Here is a 14,787-nt window from a genome sequence, read left to right on the forward strand (position 1 = left end):
CGCCGTTGGAACAACCAGCCGCAGCCTGAGTTTGTCCCTCAACTCAGGAGGCTATAATGACACAATATCCAACACCCCCTTTCCCATCCCAGAAACAGCCGATGCCGGGTTTCACGGCACAGATGGACCCGGTTCCCGACCATGGTGAAAAAACCTATCGCGGATCCGAACGGCTCAAGGGCAAGCGGGCGATCATTACCGGTGGCGACAGCGGCATCGGCCGGGCAGTGGCGATCGCCTATGCCCGGGAAGGCGCAGATCTGGTGATCTCCTATCTCGACGAGGATGAGGATGCCGACGAGACGAAGCGGCTCGTTGAACAGGCGGGGCGCAAGGCCGTGCTCGTCAGTGGCGACATCCAGGATCCGGCCCATTGCCGGCAAATTGTCGAGACGGCGGTCAAGGAGCTCGGTGGTATCGACATTCTCGTCAACAATGCCGCGCACCAGGCAAGCTTCAAGAGCATCGACGAGATTAGCGACGAGGAGTGGGAGCTGACCTTCAAGGTCAACATCCACGCGATGTTCTACCTGACAAAGGCGGCCGTCGCCCATATGAAGCCCGGCAGCGCCATCATCAATACGGCCTCGATCAATGCGGACAATCCGAACCCGACGCTGCTTGCCTATGCCACCACGAAGGGTGCGATCCAGAATTTCACCGCCGGCCTGGCCCAGCTTCTGGCCGAGAAGGGTATTCGCGCCAATGCCGTGGCGCCCGGGCCGATCTGGACGCCGCTCATCCCGTCGACGCTGCCCGAAGATAGCGTCAGCAATTTCGGCAAGCAGGTGCCGATGAAGCGGCCGGGCCAGCCGGCCGAACTGGCCACGGCCTATGTCATGCTGGCCGATCCCTTGTCGAGCTATGTCTCGGGCACGACAATCGCGGTCACCGGTGGCAAACCGATCCTCTAAACCGGTTTGCCGTAGCCGCCGCCGGTCGGCGTCGTGACGATCACGGCGTCGCCGGCGGCGAGCATTGCCTGGTCGCAGCCTTCCAGCCTTTCGACCGTGCCGTCGCTGCGACGAACCTCCGTTTTTCCCAATTGCCCGTCTTCCCCGCCGAAGAGGCCGAAAGGCCGGATCGTTCGGTGCGAGGAGAGAATGCTGCAATCCATCGCTTGCAGGAAGCGGATGGTGCGCTCGGTCCCGCCGCCGGAACTATATTGGCCCTTGCCCCCGGAGCCGCGGCGGATGTGAAAATCTTCCAGCACGACGGGAAAGCGGAATTCCAGCACCTCGGGGTCGGTCAGCCGTGAGTTGGTCATATGGGTGTGCACGCCGTCGGCGCCGCTGAAGCCGGTGCCGTCATTGAGCAGGCCGGCGGGGCCGCCGGAGCAGATTGTCTCGTAATATTGGTAGGTGACGTTGCCGAAGGTCAGGTTGTTCATCGACCCTTGGGCGGCTGCCAGCGTTCCGAGCGCCCCGAAGAGCGCATTCGTCACATGCTGGCTGGTCTCGACATTGCCGGCGACGACGGCGGCCGGATAGGCCGGGCGCAGCATCGATCCGTCCGGCACGACGATCCGGATCGGCCGCAGGCAGCCGGCATTCATCGGGATCGGCTGCTCGACCATGACGCGGAAGACATAGAGCACCGCGGCGCGCGTCACCGGTTCCGGCGCATTGAAATTGGTCGGTTGCTGGGCGCTCGTGCCGGTGAAATCGACCGTTGCCTCGCGCGCCTTCCGGTCGACGGTGATCTTCACCTTGATGACGGCGCCCTGATCGGTGGGATAGGAGAATTCGCTGTCGCTGAGGCGGGCGATCACCCGGCGAACGCTCTCCTCGGCATTGTCCTGGACATGGCCCATATAGGCTTCGACGACGTCGAGCCCGAAATGGGCGACCATCTTGCGCAGTTCCTGAACGCCCTTTTCGTTGGCCGCGATCTGCGCCTTCACGTCGGCGAGATTCTGGGCCGGGTTGCGGGCGGGGTAGGGATGGTCCCGCAGCATTGCCGCAAATTCGCTCTCACGGAAACGGCCTTTGTCGACCAGCAGGAAATTGTCGATCAGCACGCCTTCCTCATCGACCTTGGTCGCCCGCGGCGTCATCGAACCAGGTGCCTTGCCGCCGATGTCGGCATGATGGCCGCGCGAGGCGACGTAAAACAGGATGGTCTCGCCGGCGTCGTCGAACACCGGCGTGACGACGGTGATGTCGGGCAGATGCGTGCCGCCGTTGTAAGGCGCATTGAGCGCGAAGACATCGCCCGGTCGAATGCGGCCTTCGTTGAGCCGGATGATCGTTTCGACCGAGCGATCCATCGATCCCAGATGCACGGGCATATGCGGCGCATTGGCGACGAGTGCGCCGGTGCGGTCGAAGACGGCGCAGGAGAAATCGAGCCGCTCCTTGATATTGACCGAGTGAGCAGTGTTCTGCAGCGTCACGCCCATCTGCTCGGCGATCGCCATGAACAGATTGTTGAAGACTTCGAGCATGACGGGGTCGGCGCTGGTGCCGATCGCCGAATTGCGGGAAAGCGCGATCTCGCGGGTGAGAACGATATGGTCGTGGCCGGTCAGGCGCGCCTGCCAGCCGGTCTCGACGACGATCGTCTGATGCGCTTCGATGATGAGGGCCGGCCCCTTGACGACTGCACCCGGCTTCAGCGCATCACGCCTGAAAATGCCGGCCTCATGCCAGCTTCCGCCGGAATAGAAGCGGGTCGTGCGCAGCGCTTGCGGTGCGAAGCTCCCCGCCTGCACGTTCATCTCCTCGACATCGGCGCCGCCGCCGATGCCTTCGACTTCGATGGAGTCGACGACGACAGGCCGGTCTTCGAAGATGAAGCCGAACTGCTTCTTGTGGGCGGCGGCAAAGGCTTGCGTCATCTCCTCCTGCGGCCCGAAGGCGACGGGCAGGGCGGTGTCGGTGCCCTTATATTGCAGGTGCAGCCGGATGACGACCTCCATGTCGCCGGCTTCGACGCCCTGCAGCATCAGTTCCCTGCGCACCTCTTTCTCCAGTTCGGCCCGGATACCGCCGATCGCCGGCAGGGCGGCGGCTAGTTCGGCCAGCACCGCGCGCTGGCGTGTGGCGCGGATATCGGCGAGCCCCATGCCATAGGCCGAAAGAATGCCGGAGAAGGGGTGGATCAGCACCGTTTTCATGCCGAGGCTGTCGGCGACCAGGCAGGCATGCTGGCCGCCGGCGCCGCCGAAACAGGTGAGCGCATAGTCGGAAACGTCGTAACCGCGCTGGACGGAGATCTTCTTGATGGCGTTGGCCATATTCTCGACAGCGATAGCGAGGAAGCCGTCGGCCACCTCTTCCGCCGTCCGGCCGCCGCCGATATCCTGCGCCATCTCGGCAAAGGCGGCGCGCACCGCCTCGGCGTCGAGCGGCTGGTCTTGCTCCGGCCCGAAGATTGTGGGGAAGAACTCCGGCAGCAGCTTGCCCGTCATGATATTTGCATCAGTAACAGCAAGCGGCCCGCCGCGGCGATAGGATTTCGGGCCGGGCGTGGCACCCGCCGACTCCGGGCCGACGCGGAAGCGTGAACCGTCATAGCTCAGGATCGAGCCGCCGCCGGCTGCGACGGTATGGATCTTCATCATCGGCGCGCGCATGCGCACACCGGCGACCTCGGTCTCGAAAGCGCGTTCCAGCTCGCCGTCATAGTGCGAAACGTCCGTCGAGGTGCCGCCCATGTCGAAGCCGATCATCCTGTCGAAACCGGCGATGCGCGAGACCTCGACCGCGCCGACCACCCCGCCCGCGGGTCCGGAGAGGATTGCATCCTTTCCCTGGAAGAGATGCGCGTCGGTCAGTCCGCCCGAGGACTGCATGAACATCAGCTTCGGGCCCTTTCCTTCGACCGCGCCGAGCTCGACGGCGACCTGATCGACATAGCGCCGGAGAACCGGGGATAGATAGGCATCGACGACGGCCGTGTCGCCGCGGCCGACAAGCTTGATCAGCGGTGAAACCACATGCGAGGGCGAGATCTGCGTGAAGCCGATGGCGCGCGCGATGGCGGCGGCCTGCTGTTCGTGCTCGGGATAGCGGTAGGCATGCATGAAAACGATTGCGACGGCGCGCAGTCCCCGCGCATAGGCGGCTTCAAGCGCGTGCCGCAGATCATCTTCTAAGAGCGGGCGTTCCACCGTGCCGTCCGCCAGTACGCGCTCGTCGGCCTCGATCACATCGGCGTAGAGCAGTTCCGGTTTGACGATTTTCTTGGCGAAGATGTCGGCGCGCGCCTGATAGCCGATCTCCAGCGCATCGCGAAAGCCCTTCGTCGTCACCAACAGGGTCGGATCACCCTTGCGTTCGAGAAGTGCATTGGTGGCGACCGTCGTTCCCATCTTCACGGCGCCGATGAGCTCGGAAGGGATCGTCTGGCCGGGCTTGAGGCCGAGCAATTCGCGGATGCCATGAACCGCCGGGTCGCGATAGGCTTCCGGATTTTCCGAAAGCAGCTTGTTCGCGACGAGCGAGCCGTCGGGGCGGCGGGCGACGATATCGGTGAAGGTGCCGCCGCGATCGATCCAGAAATCCCACTGCCCGCTCATCGTCCGGCCTCCCGTTGAATTGAAAAATCATTGACGATTTATCGATAAAATGTCAACGTTGAGCTGTTGATCGTGGAGGGATGGAATGGCAGATGAATGCGGGCAACCGGAAATCGGGCCGATCGTCTCCTCCTCGCATCTCGCCGACGGCGCGCTTCCCGTTCTGTCGGAACTGGAATTTGGGCTCATCCTCGCCGGCAATGCCTTCGACCGCTGGATGGTGCGCTGCATGACGGCGGCGGGCGAACCCGGCTGCGCTGCGATCGACGTGCTGGTGCTGCATTCGGTGGCGCACCGGCGGCGGCCGAAGCGGCTCGGCGATCTCTGCAGCGTGCTCGGCGTCGAGGATACGCATCTGGTGATTTATGCGCTCAAGAAGCTGGAAAAGCGCGGCCTCGTGAAAAGCGCGCGGGCAGGCAAGGAGAAGTTGATCATCGCTACCGACAAGGGCGTTGAAACCTGCCTGAGATACCGTGCGGTGCGCGAAGCGTTGCTGGTGGAATCAATGAAGGGGCTCGGGCTCGATGCCGGCTCGACATCGGCAGTGGCAGCGATGCTGAGGGCACTTTCCGGCCACTACGATCAAGCAGCAAGGGCCGCCGCCTCTTTATGACGACAGCCCTTGTCGGGGGCAGGGAGAGATCCCCCGGGTTCAAGCGGCTTTTCAGCCGAAGCAGGGGATGGCCGGCAGATTGGCGCGGCTCGCAAGCGCTCCGATCATCTTGCCCACCGGCGTCGGGCGCGGTTGACCTTTGTCGGCGGCCGTCTCCAGGAGTTGCTTGAAGTCCTCAAGCTTCACGCCGTCGGCGCGCAACACCATGGCGATCAGGGGGTCGCGAAGGGCTTCGGATATCGTCAGGTCGTCTCTGGTCTTTCTCATGGCTTGTCCTCCTTTCGTGGGCGGTCGCCCGTGTTCCACATCCGCCGCCAACCCTCTGCGTTGACTTTCGCGGCCTGTGGTGTTACCGGTAAGTAACAATGCTGTTGTTACCGATCGGTCACATTGATGTCAAGGACTTCGTCCGCAAAAAAATCAGAAACTTCGAATGAAATCTCCGCAACCGTTTCAGAAGATCGCATCCCGCCGCGGGAGCGCATCGTCTCGACGGCCGTGGAGCTTTTCCGCGAGCGCGGCATCCGCGGCATTGGCGTCGATGCCATCGCCGACGCCGCCCTGACCAACAAGATGACGCTCTACCGGCATTTCGGCTCGAAGGACGAACTCGTCTGCGAGACGTTGCGGCGCGCCTCCGAAAAGGCCAATGCCATCTGGCGCGATCTGGAGGCCGCCCATCCCGGCGATCCCCGCGCCCAGCTCGGCGCCTGGGTGGAGATGCGGGCGCAGTGTCTGAACGGCGAGCCCGCTGGCTGCGATCTCGCCAACGCCGCCATCGAGCTCAAGGGGGAGGGTCATCCCGCCCATGAAGTGATCGAACGGCACAAGGCCGAACAACGCGATCGCCTCGCCGCGCTCTGTTCGGCAGCCGGTGCGCGCGAACCTCAACTTCTTGCCGATACGCTGACGCTGCTGCTCGAAGGCGCGCGCGTCAGTCGCCAAACGATGGGCGCCGCCGGCTGTTGCGGCCATTTCGCCAAGGCCTGCAGAGCAGCGATCGCTTCTTTCACCTGATAGACCGGAACCTTACCGCCTCCACATCGTTTTCCCATCACCGGACGATGTGGAGACCGGGAGATGAACCACGTCTATCTCAAGCGGCTATATGCCAGACGCGCCGAGCTCGAAGCCAAGCTCGAGCTTCACGAGGCGCGCTATTGTTTTGGCGAGGAAGAGGTCGATGACGGCACCGACAGCGACCTGCGTCAGCGATTGAGCGAGGTCTCCGAGGAGATCGCCGCGCTGGAGAACAGGTCGGACAGAGCCTTTTCGGGGTAGGTCACCGAAGCTGCAACTGCTGTCGGATCATGGGCAAAGCCATGGTCAGGAGCGTCGCGAAAACCATGATGACGCCATAGGGTATCTTCCGGCTCGCCCGAATTTCCTCGATACGTATGAAAAAGGCGAGATGCGCGACTGCCAGCGGCACCGGCAGCCGCAGGACCAGCAGCGTCACGATGCCGAGGACAAGCAGCAGCACCGCGAACGGCATCATTCCGTGCCAGCCGATAAAAAGGCCGATCGGCAGGAAAAGCTTGGCGTCTCCTGCGCCAAACAGGCGGAACGCCCAGAGAGCCACCCCAAGCATGAACATCAGCAGACCGGCCGCGATGTCGCCGCCGATTCCGCTCGAGGCAAACAGCGCCGCGCCGACATCATCCGAGCCAAGTATCAAGGCCACTGCCCGCAGTGCACAAAGTGTTACGAGCGCCAGCACGACGGCATTGGGGATTTTCCATGTACGGAAATCGGTCCAGGCCGCGTAGAGAAAAAGAAATACTGCAAGAGAACTAGTAACATTGACCATTTGCAGCATAGGCTTCGACCTTTTCGGCTATTTTAAGCTTATTGTGTAGGCTAGGTTCACTCGATTACGGCAAAATTGTCGATTTTTACGGCCGGTTCTTTCATCCCAGTTTTAACCATAAAGTATAGATATCGCCCGTTCGCCTACAAAAGATTTGACTAAATTAGAATTAACAGATTATTAATATTTCCAGTCGAAGGGGCGGTCTCGACGACAAAGTGCCGGGGAAATACGGCGCACCACTTACCTGGGAGGTAATTCTCGATGAAAGCATTTGTAAATAGCGTACGCGCTTTCGCGCGGGAAGAAGATGGCGTCGCACTTACCGAATACCTCATTCTGCTTGCCTTGCTGGTTGGCGGGGTGATCACGGCGGTGACACTGGCCGGCACCAATCTGAGTGCGGTCTGGACGGCATGGGCAGGGTGGTTCACGACCGCGCTGGCTGTCCCGGCCTGATATTGGCGTTCGACGAAGGGAGGGGTTTTTGTTAACCCCTCTCTTCTAAATTAGAAATAATGAATGGATGCACTCCGTCCAGTGTAGCGAGTAACCGCGATGCGTTCTTCAACGATTTTAAGTCTCGTTATTGCATTTGTACTCGCCGCCGCCGCAGTTTTCGGGATGCGCGCGTATCTCTCCGATCAGAAGGCCCGACTGCTGGCGATGAACGGCGTGAAGGCCGAGGAAAGGACACTTGTGGTCGCCGCCACGCCAATGCGCTTCGGCGACCGGATTCGATCCGAAAACCTCAGGGCCATTCCCTGGCCCTCCAATGAAACACCCGCAGGCTCGTTCGTCAGCATCGATCTGGTCGTCGGCAACGATGCCCAGCCGCGTTATGCCATGGCGGCGATCGATCCGGGCGAGCCGGTTCTATCCTCGAAAATCACCGGTACCGGCGAACGCGCCACGCTGTCGGCGGCGCTCGACCAGGGCATGAAGGCGGTCTCCATCCGGGTCAACGACGTGCTCGGCGTTGCCGGGTTCGTAAGGCCTTCCGATCGCGTCGACGTGCTTCTGACGCGGGTCGTGCGCGGACCGGCCGGCAACGATCAGACCTTCGTCGACGTGCTGCTGCAAGGCGTCAAGGTGCTGGCGGTGGACCAGACGGCCGACGAGCGCAAGGACGAGCCATCCGTCGTCAAGACCGTGACCTTTGAGGTCACGACCGACGAGGCGCAGCGCCTTACCCTCGGCTCCAGTATCGGCACGCTCTCACTGGCGCTCCGCAATGTTGCCTCTTCCTCTATCGAGCAGACCCGGCCGATCACCGTCGCCGACCTCGGTGGCGGGGCGATGGCGACAGAACTGGGCAAGGATTTGGAAAAGAAGTTGCCAGAACCCGAGAAACAAGTGCAGATTGTGGAGCAAAGGGTCGAACCGGTGTTGCCGGTTGAGCCGAAGTGGGTGACAGTGGGGGTCTGGAACACGACGAAGCGCGAGGAGCACCGAGTCGGCCTGGTCCAGTGATGTTTATACGGCATGCCGCAGGTGCGGCTAGCCGAATGAGGGGGCTAAAGCAGGCATGGCGAGCGGCAAGAGAAGAATCGCAGGGACGAAAAGCCTTGCGGCATTAGCGGCAGTGTTTTCGGCCTGTGTGTGTTTGGCCCCTGGATTTGCCGGCTGCGCCAACGCACAGGAAAAGTCCGTCACTTTAGGCGAATCGGTCCAGCACGTGACGCTGCCTCCGAACGAGACGCTGACGCTCAATACCGGGCAGCCCTTCGGGGATCTCGTCATCGGCAGCGCCGATATGATCGACGTGGTGCCGCTTTCCGACCGCTCGCTGTTCATTCGCGGCAAAAAGATCGGCGCCACCAATATCTCGGTCTATGGCGAAGACAAGTCGCTTCTCGGCGTCATCGACATCCGCGTTGCCAGCGATTTCAGCGAAGTCGCCTCCGCCATTCGCTCTGCCGCGCCCTCGGCTCGGGTCAGGGTCATCAACTCCAACGATCGCATTCGCCTGACAGGCTTCGTCCGCGACGGCATCGAACTGCAGCGGGTGATGGAAATCGCCCAGTCCTATTCCGACCAACCGGTGCTGAACCAGTTGCGCGTCAGTGACAGCCAGCAGGTGATGCTGGAGGTCCGGGTCATCGAAGCCTCGCGCCAGACGGGTCGTGACCTCGGGATCGGTTGGTCCGGGCACGGCAACAACGGAATCGGCAAGGCAACGACCAGCCAGGGTATCACCGTGGACGATGACGGCAACCTGGTCCGTAGCCTCCTCGATCCCAAGGGTGCGGCAACGGGGGCGCTGCCCTTCGGCCAGTTGATCGCCAAGGTGCTGGAAATCTCGGGCGGCCACATCGACGTGGTGATCAACGCCCTCGAGCAGAAGGGACTGGTGCGTCGCCTGGCGCAGCCGAACCTCATCGCCATGAGCGGCTCGACCGCCAGCTTCCATGCCGGCGGTGAGGTGCCGATCCTGAAGACGACGAACAACGGCACGACGGTCGCCACCGAGACGGACTATCGCCCCTTCGGTGTGCGGCTGACCTTCAAGCCGGTGGTTCTTGATGATGGGCTGATCAATCTGGAGATCGAGCCTGAAGTTTCCGAACTCGATCCGTCGATCAACGTCAACGGCAATCCGGGCTTCATCTCGCGCGCGGCCAGCACCACGGTCGCGCTTCGCGACGGCCAGAGCTTTGCCTTGGCCGGCCTGCTGCAGTCGATCAATGCCAAGGACATCCAGCAATTGCCCGGCCTCGGAAAGATACCAGTGCTCGGCGCACTATTCCGTTCGACGAGTTTCCAGAAGAAGGAATCCGACCTCGTCATCGTCGTCACGCCGCACATCGTTCGACCGGCCCGCCCTGGCGAGGATCTCTACAGTCCGCTCGACCAGACGCGTTCGTCCAACGACCTCGAGCTTTTTGCGCTCGGTGTCATGGAAGTCGACAAGGACATGCTCCGACGCTTTCGCAATGGCGAAGGTGTGACTGGGCCCTATGGCCATCGTCTCGACCTGAACCAGGGAGTCCAAGCCGTTGCTACAAAACGCTAAGCGCGTCCTTTTCGTCCTTGCAGCCGCCGGCCTCGCTTCCGGCTGCGCCGACTACATGAACCATCGCGACACGATCACCTTCGGGCTCGGCAATGCCGTGGAAGCAAACAAGGCCATCCACATTCAGGACCCGTTCCCGCCGGAAGCCCAGCGAACGCAAATCGCAAGCGACGGCAAGGTGATCCGCAGGGTGGTCACTCAATATCAGAACGGCGGGTTGGGCGTTGTTCAGCCGTCGCCGGCCATGGGGGCGAATGGGGCCTCCAACGGGGCGACCGCCAGCCAATAGGCTGGCGAAAGGCATGAACTGCGGCAGTGCGCCGGAGGGAAAATGCACGAAACGGGGTCATCACGGCGATAGCGCCGTGATGGGGGGACGCCAATGCTCAGCAGGGTTGTCAGACAGTTCTGGAACGATCATCGCGGCTATGTCATCGCCTTGACGCTCATCGCCATGCCAATGCTTCTCGGCTTTTCGCTGCTGATCATCGATGTCGGTCGCAGCAGCAACCTGCATACCGATCTCCAGAACGCCGTCGATGCGATGGCGCTGGCCGGGGCCCGCGAACTCGATGGCCGCGATGATGCCATTACGAGGGCGCAGACGGCGATCGAGAAAATCGCCAACAGCGCGGCCTTTTCCGGCGGCGGAACCGGCATGTCGCTTGGCTCGAATATAAGCGTGACCTATGACGCCGGCAACGATGCCGGAAGCACTGTTACCGTGCTTTTTCTGAAGGATATCCCGGCCAACGACGATACATCAATCCCGGCTTCGATGGAAACGACAGTGGCCAGCGAAGCGTCCTATGCCTGGGTCATCGCCAAGCCGCAAGCGATGCAGACGATCTTTCCGATCCCCGTCGGCTTCAACCGCGATACAATCAACATCGCCGCCGACGCCGTGGCGGTATATCACGCCAGTGCCTGCGACGTGACGCCGATCTACATCTGCAATCCGTTCGAGCCGGTGGGGAACACGAGTGAAAGCGCCAGCGAAACTGCAGCTACGGCCCTGCACACCAACTTTGCGGCCGGCAATCTCTACGGACGACAGATCGAGCTTCACAGCACCGCGGCATCCAATCCCGGTCCCGGCAATTTCGGCTTCCTGCGGACCCCCTTGGGCAATGGTGCGTCCGTGCTGGCGGAGGCTCTTGCCACCGGCAATCCCGGTACATGCTACACACAGGACAACCTCGATACAGAGACCGGCGCAAAGGCGGGGCCCGTCGAGGACGGGGTCAATACGCGCTTTGGCTTCTACTCCTCGTCGTTCAACAAGGCGAACGGAGATTATCGTTACCGGCCTGCCCAGAACGTGCGCTCCGCGCAGTCAATCAGCGGCAAGGGCAAGAAGGGCTGCGATACCTATGATCCAGTCATGGTCGGAGCCGTTGTCGGCGATGCGACCAAGGCCTTGCCGCTCGGCTATGGAGCGGGCATGACCTCGCTTGCCGGCGGCAAGATCAGCAGTGGCAACAATTGGAACTACACGACCTATTGGAATGTCGCGCAGGGCACGGCAGCGCCCTCGGTGAGCACGGTCCTCAGCAACTACTCCAGTTATCCCCCGCAGGCGACCGGAACGCCAGCACAGCCCTCCGCTTATGACGTCTATCGCTACGAGCTTGCAAACGCGGCTCTCATCAATCATGCCTCGGCGAATGGTGAGACCGGAACGCCGGCAACGGGTGGTCAGTGCTATGCCGGCCCGGACCTTTCGAACTATACGGCAGCCGAATATGGCGACCGCCGCGAGATTTTCTCGGCCATTGTCAATTGTGGCTATGAGGCTTCGGTCGGCCATCTGAACGGTCACAAGGCCACGCGCGCCGTTGCCTTCGCGCGCATGTTCCTGACCAAGCCGGCGATAAAGGATGCCGGCGAACGATACCTTTCCCTGGAGATGATCGACATCACCGGCAAGGGTGGTCGCGGTACGCTGGACGAATTCCTGCGGGAAGAATCGGAGCTGGTCAGATGATGGCGTTCCGCAATTTTATTCTGCATCGGCTTTGCCTCGGTTTCTGGCGGCGGGAGGAAGGCGCAGTGCTCGCCGAAGCGCTGCTCGCAATCCCCTTTGTGACGCTCTTTGCGGCTGGAATACTGGAGTTTGGCAGCATCTTCTGGCAGCGCATGCAGATCGACGCAGGCTTGCGCGATGCGGGGCGTTACCTTTCGCGCTGCCGACCGGCCTCGGGAACCTATGTGCCGACATGCAATCAGGCGACGGCCAAGACCATTGCTTTTTACGGAACGCAAACACCCGCGGCAGATGCTGAGCCCCGTGTCCCCGGCTGGAACGACCCTTCCGACATCACAATCAGTGCACCCGATGCGGACGGCAACATCACCATTTCCACTGCGCATCTCTATCAGAGTTCACCGGTATTCGCCTTTCTCGGACTCGACGCCATCACGATCAGTTCCTTCCATGAAGAGAGATACATCGGATGGTGACCTCCAGGGCAATCAAGGCATTCTGGCAGGATAGCAGTGGCGCCAGCCTTGTCGAAGCATTGCTGACCTTTCCGATCGTCATGCTGGTCTTCGCCGCCTTCATCGAGTTCGGCTATGCCATGTCGCAGTGGAATCAGACGGTCAAGGCACTGCAATATGGTGCCCGACTGGCGGCCGTATCAGATCCGCTGACAACCAATTTCGCTGCCGTTTTCCCGGTCGAAGCTGCCGATCCGCTCAACAACGGCAAAGCGACGCCGAACGATGCCACGATATCCTCGACCTGCGGACCGGCTCTTGCGAACTGCAGCACGGCGGCATTGAACCGGATTGTCCTCGGAAGCGACGGCGTTTGCAACGCGGGAACCGATCCCCACCCGGGCATTTGCGACCTAAACTGGCGCATCACGCCGGATAAGCTGATGGTCACCTATCAGCGATCGGGACTCGGCTATTGGGGCCGCCCGGACGGGCCGGTGCTGACGATGCGGCTGGAGGTGCGCGACATCACCTTCGATCTGCCGATCCTCGGCGGGTTGCTGGGACTGAACGACGTCACCATCCCGGCCCATCCGGTGACGATCACGACGGAAGACCTGAAGACCTGCTCAACCTGCTGACTTCTTGTTACGCGTAGGAAAGCGAAAATGACAGCGCACATGAACATTGCCGCATCCACCAAGATCCTGGTTCTCTCCGACGACGCGGCCGCAGCGAGCTTCATGCTCGATACATTCGGGTCGCTTTCGCGTTACGATGTCCGCCATCTCTCGCTGAAGGCGCTCGGAGAAAAGGGCCGACTCGATCCGACGCAGTTCGGACTGATCGTTCTCGACGTCGACAACGGGGAATTGCTGCAGCAACCGGAGCTCTTCGCGTTTCGCACCCGCTATCGGGACGTTCCGCTCGTCGTCGTCTCCGAAGACTTGCCGGACGACATGCTGCGGCTGCTCTTCCGCCTGAACGGCAATGACTGGCTGAAGAAGCCGCTCGAGCGCCGCGCCCTGATCGACATGATTTCGACCCATGCGCCAGGCACGGGCGCCAGCGACAGCCGGGTGCATGCCGTGGTCTCAGCCGTCGGTGGCGCGGGCGCCAGCATGATCGCTTCGTCGCTCGCGCATGTGCTGGCCCAGCCGACCAAGAATTCCACGCCGAGGATCGACTTGTTCGACACGGATTTTTGTTCTGGGGCGCTCGGCTATTATCTCAATCTTGTCAACGACTACGACTTGAAACCGGTCATCGCCAATCCTTCCCGGGTCGATCTCGAATTCATCGATCTTGTCCGAAAGCGGCATCCGGGCGGCTTTTCACTGCTGTCCTTCAAGCAGCCGTCAGTCCTTCTGGCGCCGAAGGGCGGTGAACTCGTGCTGCGTATGCTCGACGTGGCCGCCTTTGAGAGCGACCACACGATCGTCGACATCCCCTATTATGACACGCCGTGGAAATACGAGGTGCTCACTTCGGTCAACAGCATCTATATCGTCACAGAAATGACGGTCCCCGCGCTTTCTCATGCGAAGGATTTGTTTTCAAACCTGGTGCGGCTGCGAGGAAGTGCGGATCAGATATTCATCGTCATCAACAAATACCGCGCCAAGTTTTTTGGCCTCGGCCTGCGCCGACAACAAACGGAGAAGATATTCAAGGACATCCCGACGCACGTCATTGCGGATGACTGGGAGACTTTGAGCGAGGCGGTCAACCGCGGAGTGCTGCCGGTTCAGGTGAATTCCCGTGCGCGCTTCTGCGGCGCGGTCGGTAAACTTGGAGCATTGGTGCGATGAAGGCGATTGACAGTGGGTGCATAAGGTCCTGCGTCGGCCTTGTGTTTCTGGCCGTTCTGGCCGTCGCCGGGGATGCGGCGGCAGCCGGGCTAGTGCCGCGAAGCCTTGGGCCGACGACAAGCACGGTGGTGACGATCGAAAAAGGCTACGCGGCTGGAACGATCGTCATCGTCAGCGCGAACCGAACGCTGGATCTCGTCATCTCCGATGGACGGGCGATCCGTTACAAGATCGGCGTCGGACGAGATGGATTTCGCTGGAGCGGGACTGTCAAGGTTGGACGCAAGGCGGAGTGGCCCGACTGGCGCCCGCCTGCCGAGATGAAGGCGCGCGCAGCCGGGCTTCCGGACCTGGTGCCCGCCGGGCCGCTCAATCCCTTGGGCGCTCGCGGGATCTATCTCTTCAAGGGCGGGACCGACACGCTCTACCGCATTCATGGAACGAACGAGCAGTCGACGGTCGGCGATTTCGCGTCATCGGGCTGTTTTCGCATGAGCAATGCCGACGTCATCGATCTCTATGAGAGGGTGAAAGTCGGTTCCACGGTCATTGTAAAATAGTTCAGGGGTGGGA

16 protein-coding genes are annotated in these 14,787 nt (G+C 61.5%); 13 read left to right on the plus strand and 3 right to left on the minus strand.

Going from position 1 to position 14,787, the window contains the following annotated elements:
- Window positions 1-56 precede the first annotated feature (56 nt).
- Window positions 57-914, plus strand: a complete 858-nt coding sequence (locus NL154_RS26980; RefSeq protein ID WP_210632320.1) for an SDR family oxidoreductase — start codon at window positions 57-59, stop codon at window positions 912-914.
- Here NL154_RS26980 and NL154_RS26985 read toward each other — a convergent pair.
- A complete protein-coding gene (locus tag NL154_RS26985) occupies window positions 911-4,522 on the minus strand; it encodes a hydantoinase B/oxoprolinase family protein (protein ID WP_434734395.1) in 3,612 nt (1,203 codons plus the stop codon). The genes NL154_RS26980 and NL154_RS26985 overlap by 4 nt on opposite strands.
- 85 nt (window positions 4,523-4,607) lie before the next feature.
- On the opposite strand from NL154_RS26985, the gene NL154_RS26990 reads away from it, so the two are divergent.
- Window positions 4,608-5,135 carry a winged helix DNA-binding protein gene (locus NL154_RS26990; protein WP_210632322.1) on the plus strand — a complete coding sequence of 176 codons (528 nt, stop codon included), beginning with the start codon at window positions 4,608-4,610 and terminating at the stop codon, window positions 5,133-5,135.
- Between the two features lie 51 nt (window positions 5,136-5,186).
- Here NL154_RS26990 and NL154_RS26995 read toward each other — a convergent pair whose 3' ends face one another.
- The gene (locus tag NL154_RS26995) at window positions 5,187-5,402 is read right to left on the minus strand and encodes a hypothetical protein (RefSeq protein ID WP_210632323.1); all 216 of its coding nucleotides are present in this window, start codon (window positions 5,400-5,402) and stop codon (window positions 5,187-5,189) included.
- A 126-nt stretch (window positions 5,403-5,528) separates the two neighbouring features.
- Between NL154_RS26995 and NL154_RS27000 the strand changes: the two genes are divergently transcribed.
- Window positions 5,529-6,152 (plus strand): TetR/AcrR family transcriptional regulator, encoded by a 624-nt coding sequence (locus NL154_RS27000; protein WP_221124036.1) that lies wholly within the window; start codon window positions 5,529-5,531, stop codon window positions 6,150-6,152.
- Window positions 6,153-6,215: 63 nt separating this feature from the next.
- A complete protein-coding gene (locus NL154_RS27005; RefSeq protein WP_210632325.1) occupies window positions 6,216-6,416 on the plus strand; it encodes a hypothetical protein in 201 nt (66 codons plus the stop codon).
- Between the two features lies 1 nt (window position 6,417).
- Here the strand turns inward: NL154_RS27005 and NL154_RS27010 are convergent, their stop codons facing one another.
- Entirely contained in the window at window positions 6,418-6,954 is a 537-nt protein-coding gene (locus tag NL154_RS27010) for an A24 family peptidase (RefSeq protein WP_210632326.1), read from the minus strand.
- A 255-nt stretch (window positions 6,955-7,209) separates the two neighbouring features.
- Here NL154_RS27010 and NL154_RS27015 point away from each other — a divergent pair, with 255 nt between their 5' ends.
- The 9 genes from NL154_RS27015 to NL154_RS27055 all read left to right on the plus strand — a co-directional run bounded on the left by NL154_RS27015 (window position 7,210) and on the right by NL154_RS27055 (window position 14,774).
- Window positions 7,210-7,404: a Flp family type IVb pilin gene (locus NL154_RS27015; RefSeq protein WP_210632327.1), complete on the plus strand. Its 195-nt coding sequence runs from the start codon at window positions 7,210-7,212 to the stop codon at window positions 7,402-7,404.
- A gap of 99 nt (window positions 7,405-7,503) precedes the next feature.
- Entirely contained in the window at window positions 7,504-8,418 is a 915-nt protein-coding gene (gene cpaB, locus NL154_RS27020; protein WP_210632328.1) for a Flp pilus assembly protein CpaB, read from the plus strand.
- A 55-nt stretch (window positions 8,419-8,473) separates the two neighbouring features.
- Complete coding sequence (locus NL154_RS27025; RefSeq protein ID WP_210632329.1) at window positions 8,474-9,961, plus strand: type II and III secretion system protein family protein; 1,488 nt, start codon at window positions 8,474-8,476, stop codon at window positions 9,959-9,961.
- Window positions 9,945-10,250, plus strand: coding sequence for a hypothetical protein (locus NL154_RS27030; protein WP_210632330.1), 306 nt, complete (start codon window positions 9,945-9,947; stop codon window positions 10,248-10,250). Before NL154_RS27025 ends, NL154_RS27030 begins: the two co-directional genes overlap by 17 nt.
- Before the next feature lie 93 nt (window positions 10,251-10,343).
- Window positions 10,344-11,948 carry a TadE/TadG family type IV pilus assembly protein gene (locus tag NL154_RS27035; RefSeq protein ID WP_434734396.1) on the plus strand — a complete coding sequence of 535 codons (1,605 nt, stop codon included), beginning with the start codon at window positions 10,344-10,346 and terminating at the stop codon, window positions 11,946-11,948.
- Window positions 11,945-12,424: a TadE/TadG family type IV pilus assembly protein gene (locus NL154_RS27040; RefSeq protein ID WP_434734397.1), complete on the plus strand. Its 480-nt coding sequence runs from the start codon at window positions 11,945-11,947 to the stop codon at window positions 12,422-12,424. The genes NL154_RS27035 and NL154_RS27040 overlap by 4 nt, the downstream gene beginning before the upstream one ends.
- The gene (locus NL154_RS27045) at window positions 12,418-13,044 is read left to right on the plus strand and encodes a TadE/TadG family type IV pilus assembly protein (protein ID WP_210632333.1); all 627 of its coding nucleotides are present in this window, start codon (window positions 12,418-12,420) and stop codon (window positions 13,042-13,044) included. The genes NL154_RS27040 and NL154_RS27045 overlap by 7 nt, the downstream gene beginning before the upstream one ends.
- Before the next feature lie 27 nt (window positions 13,045-13,071).
- The gene (locus NL154_RS27050; RefSeq protein WP_221145064.1) at window positions 13,072-14,214 is read left to right on the plus strand and encodes a pilus assembly protein; all 1,143 of its coding nucleotides are present in this window, start codon (window positions 13,072-13,074) and stop codon (window positions 14,212-14,214) included.
- Window positions 14,211-14,774 carry a L,D-transpeptidase gene (locus tag NL154_RS27055; RefSeq protein ID WP_210632335.1) on the plus strand — a complete coding sequence of 188 codons (564 nt, stop codon included), beginning with the start codon at window positions 14,211-14,213 and terminating at the stop codon, window positions 14,772-14,774. The genes NL154_RS27050 and NL154_RS27055 overlap by 4 nt, the downstream gene beginning before the upstream one ends.
- The last annotated feature ends 13 nt before the right edge of the window (window positions 14,775-14,787 follow it).

Source organism: Rhizobium sp. YTUHZ044, from assembly GCF_051123975.1.
In the GTDB taxonomy this organism is placed as follows: domain Bacteria; phylum Pseudomonadota; class Alphaproteobacteria; order Rhizobiales; family Rhizobiaceae; genus Rhizobium.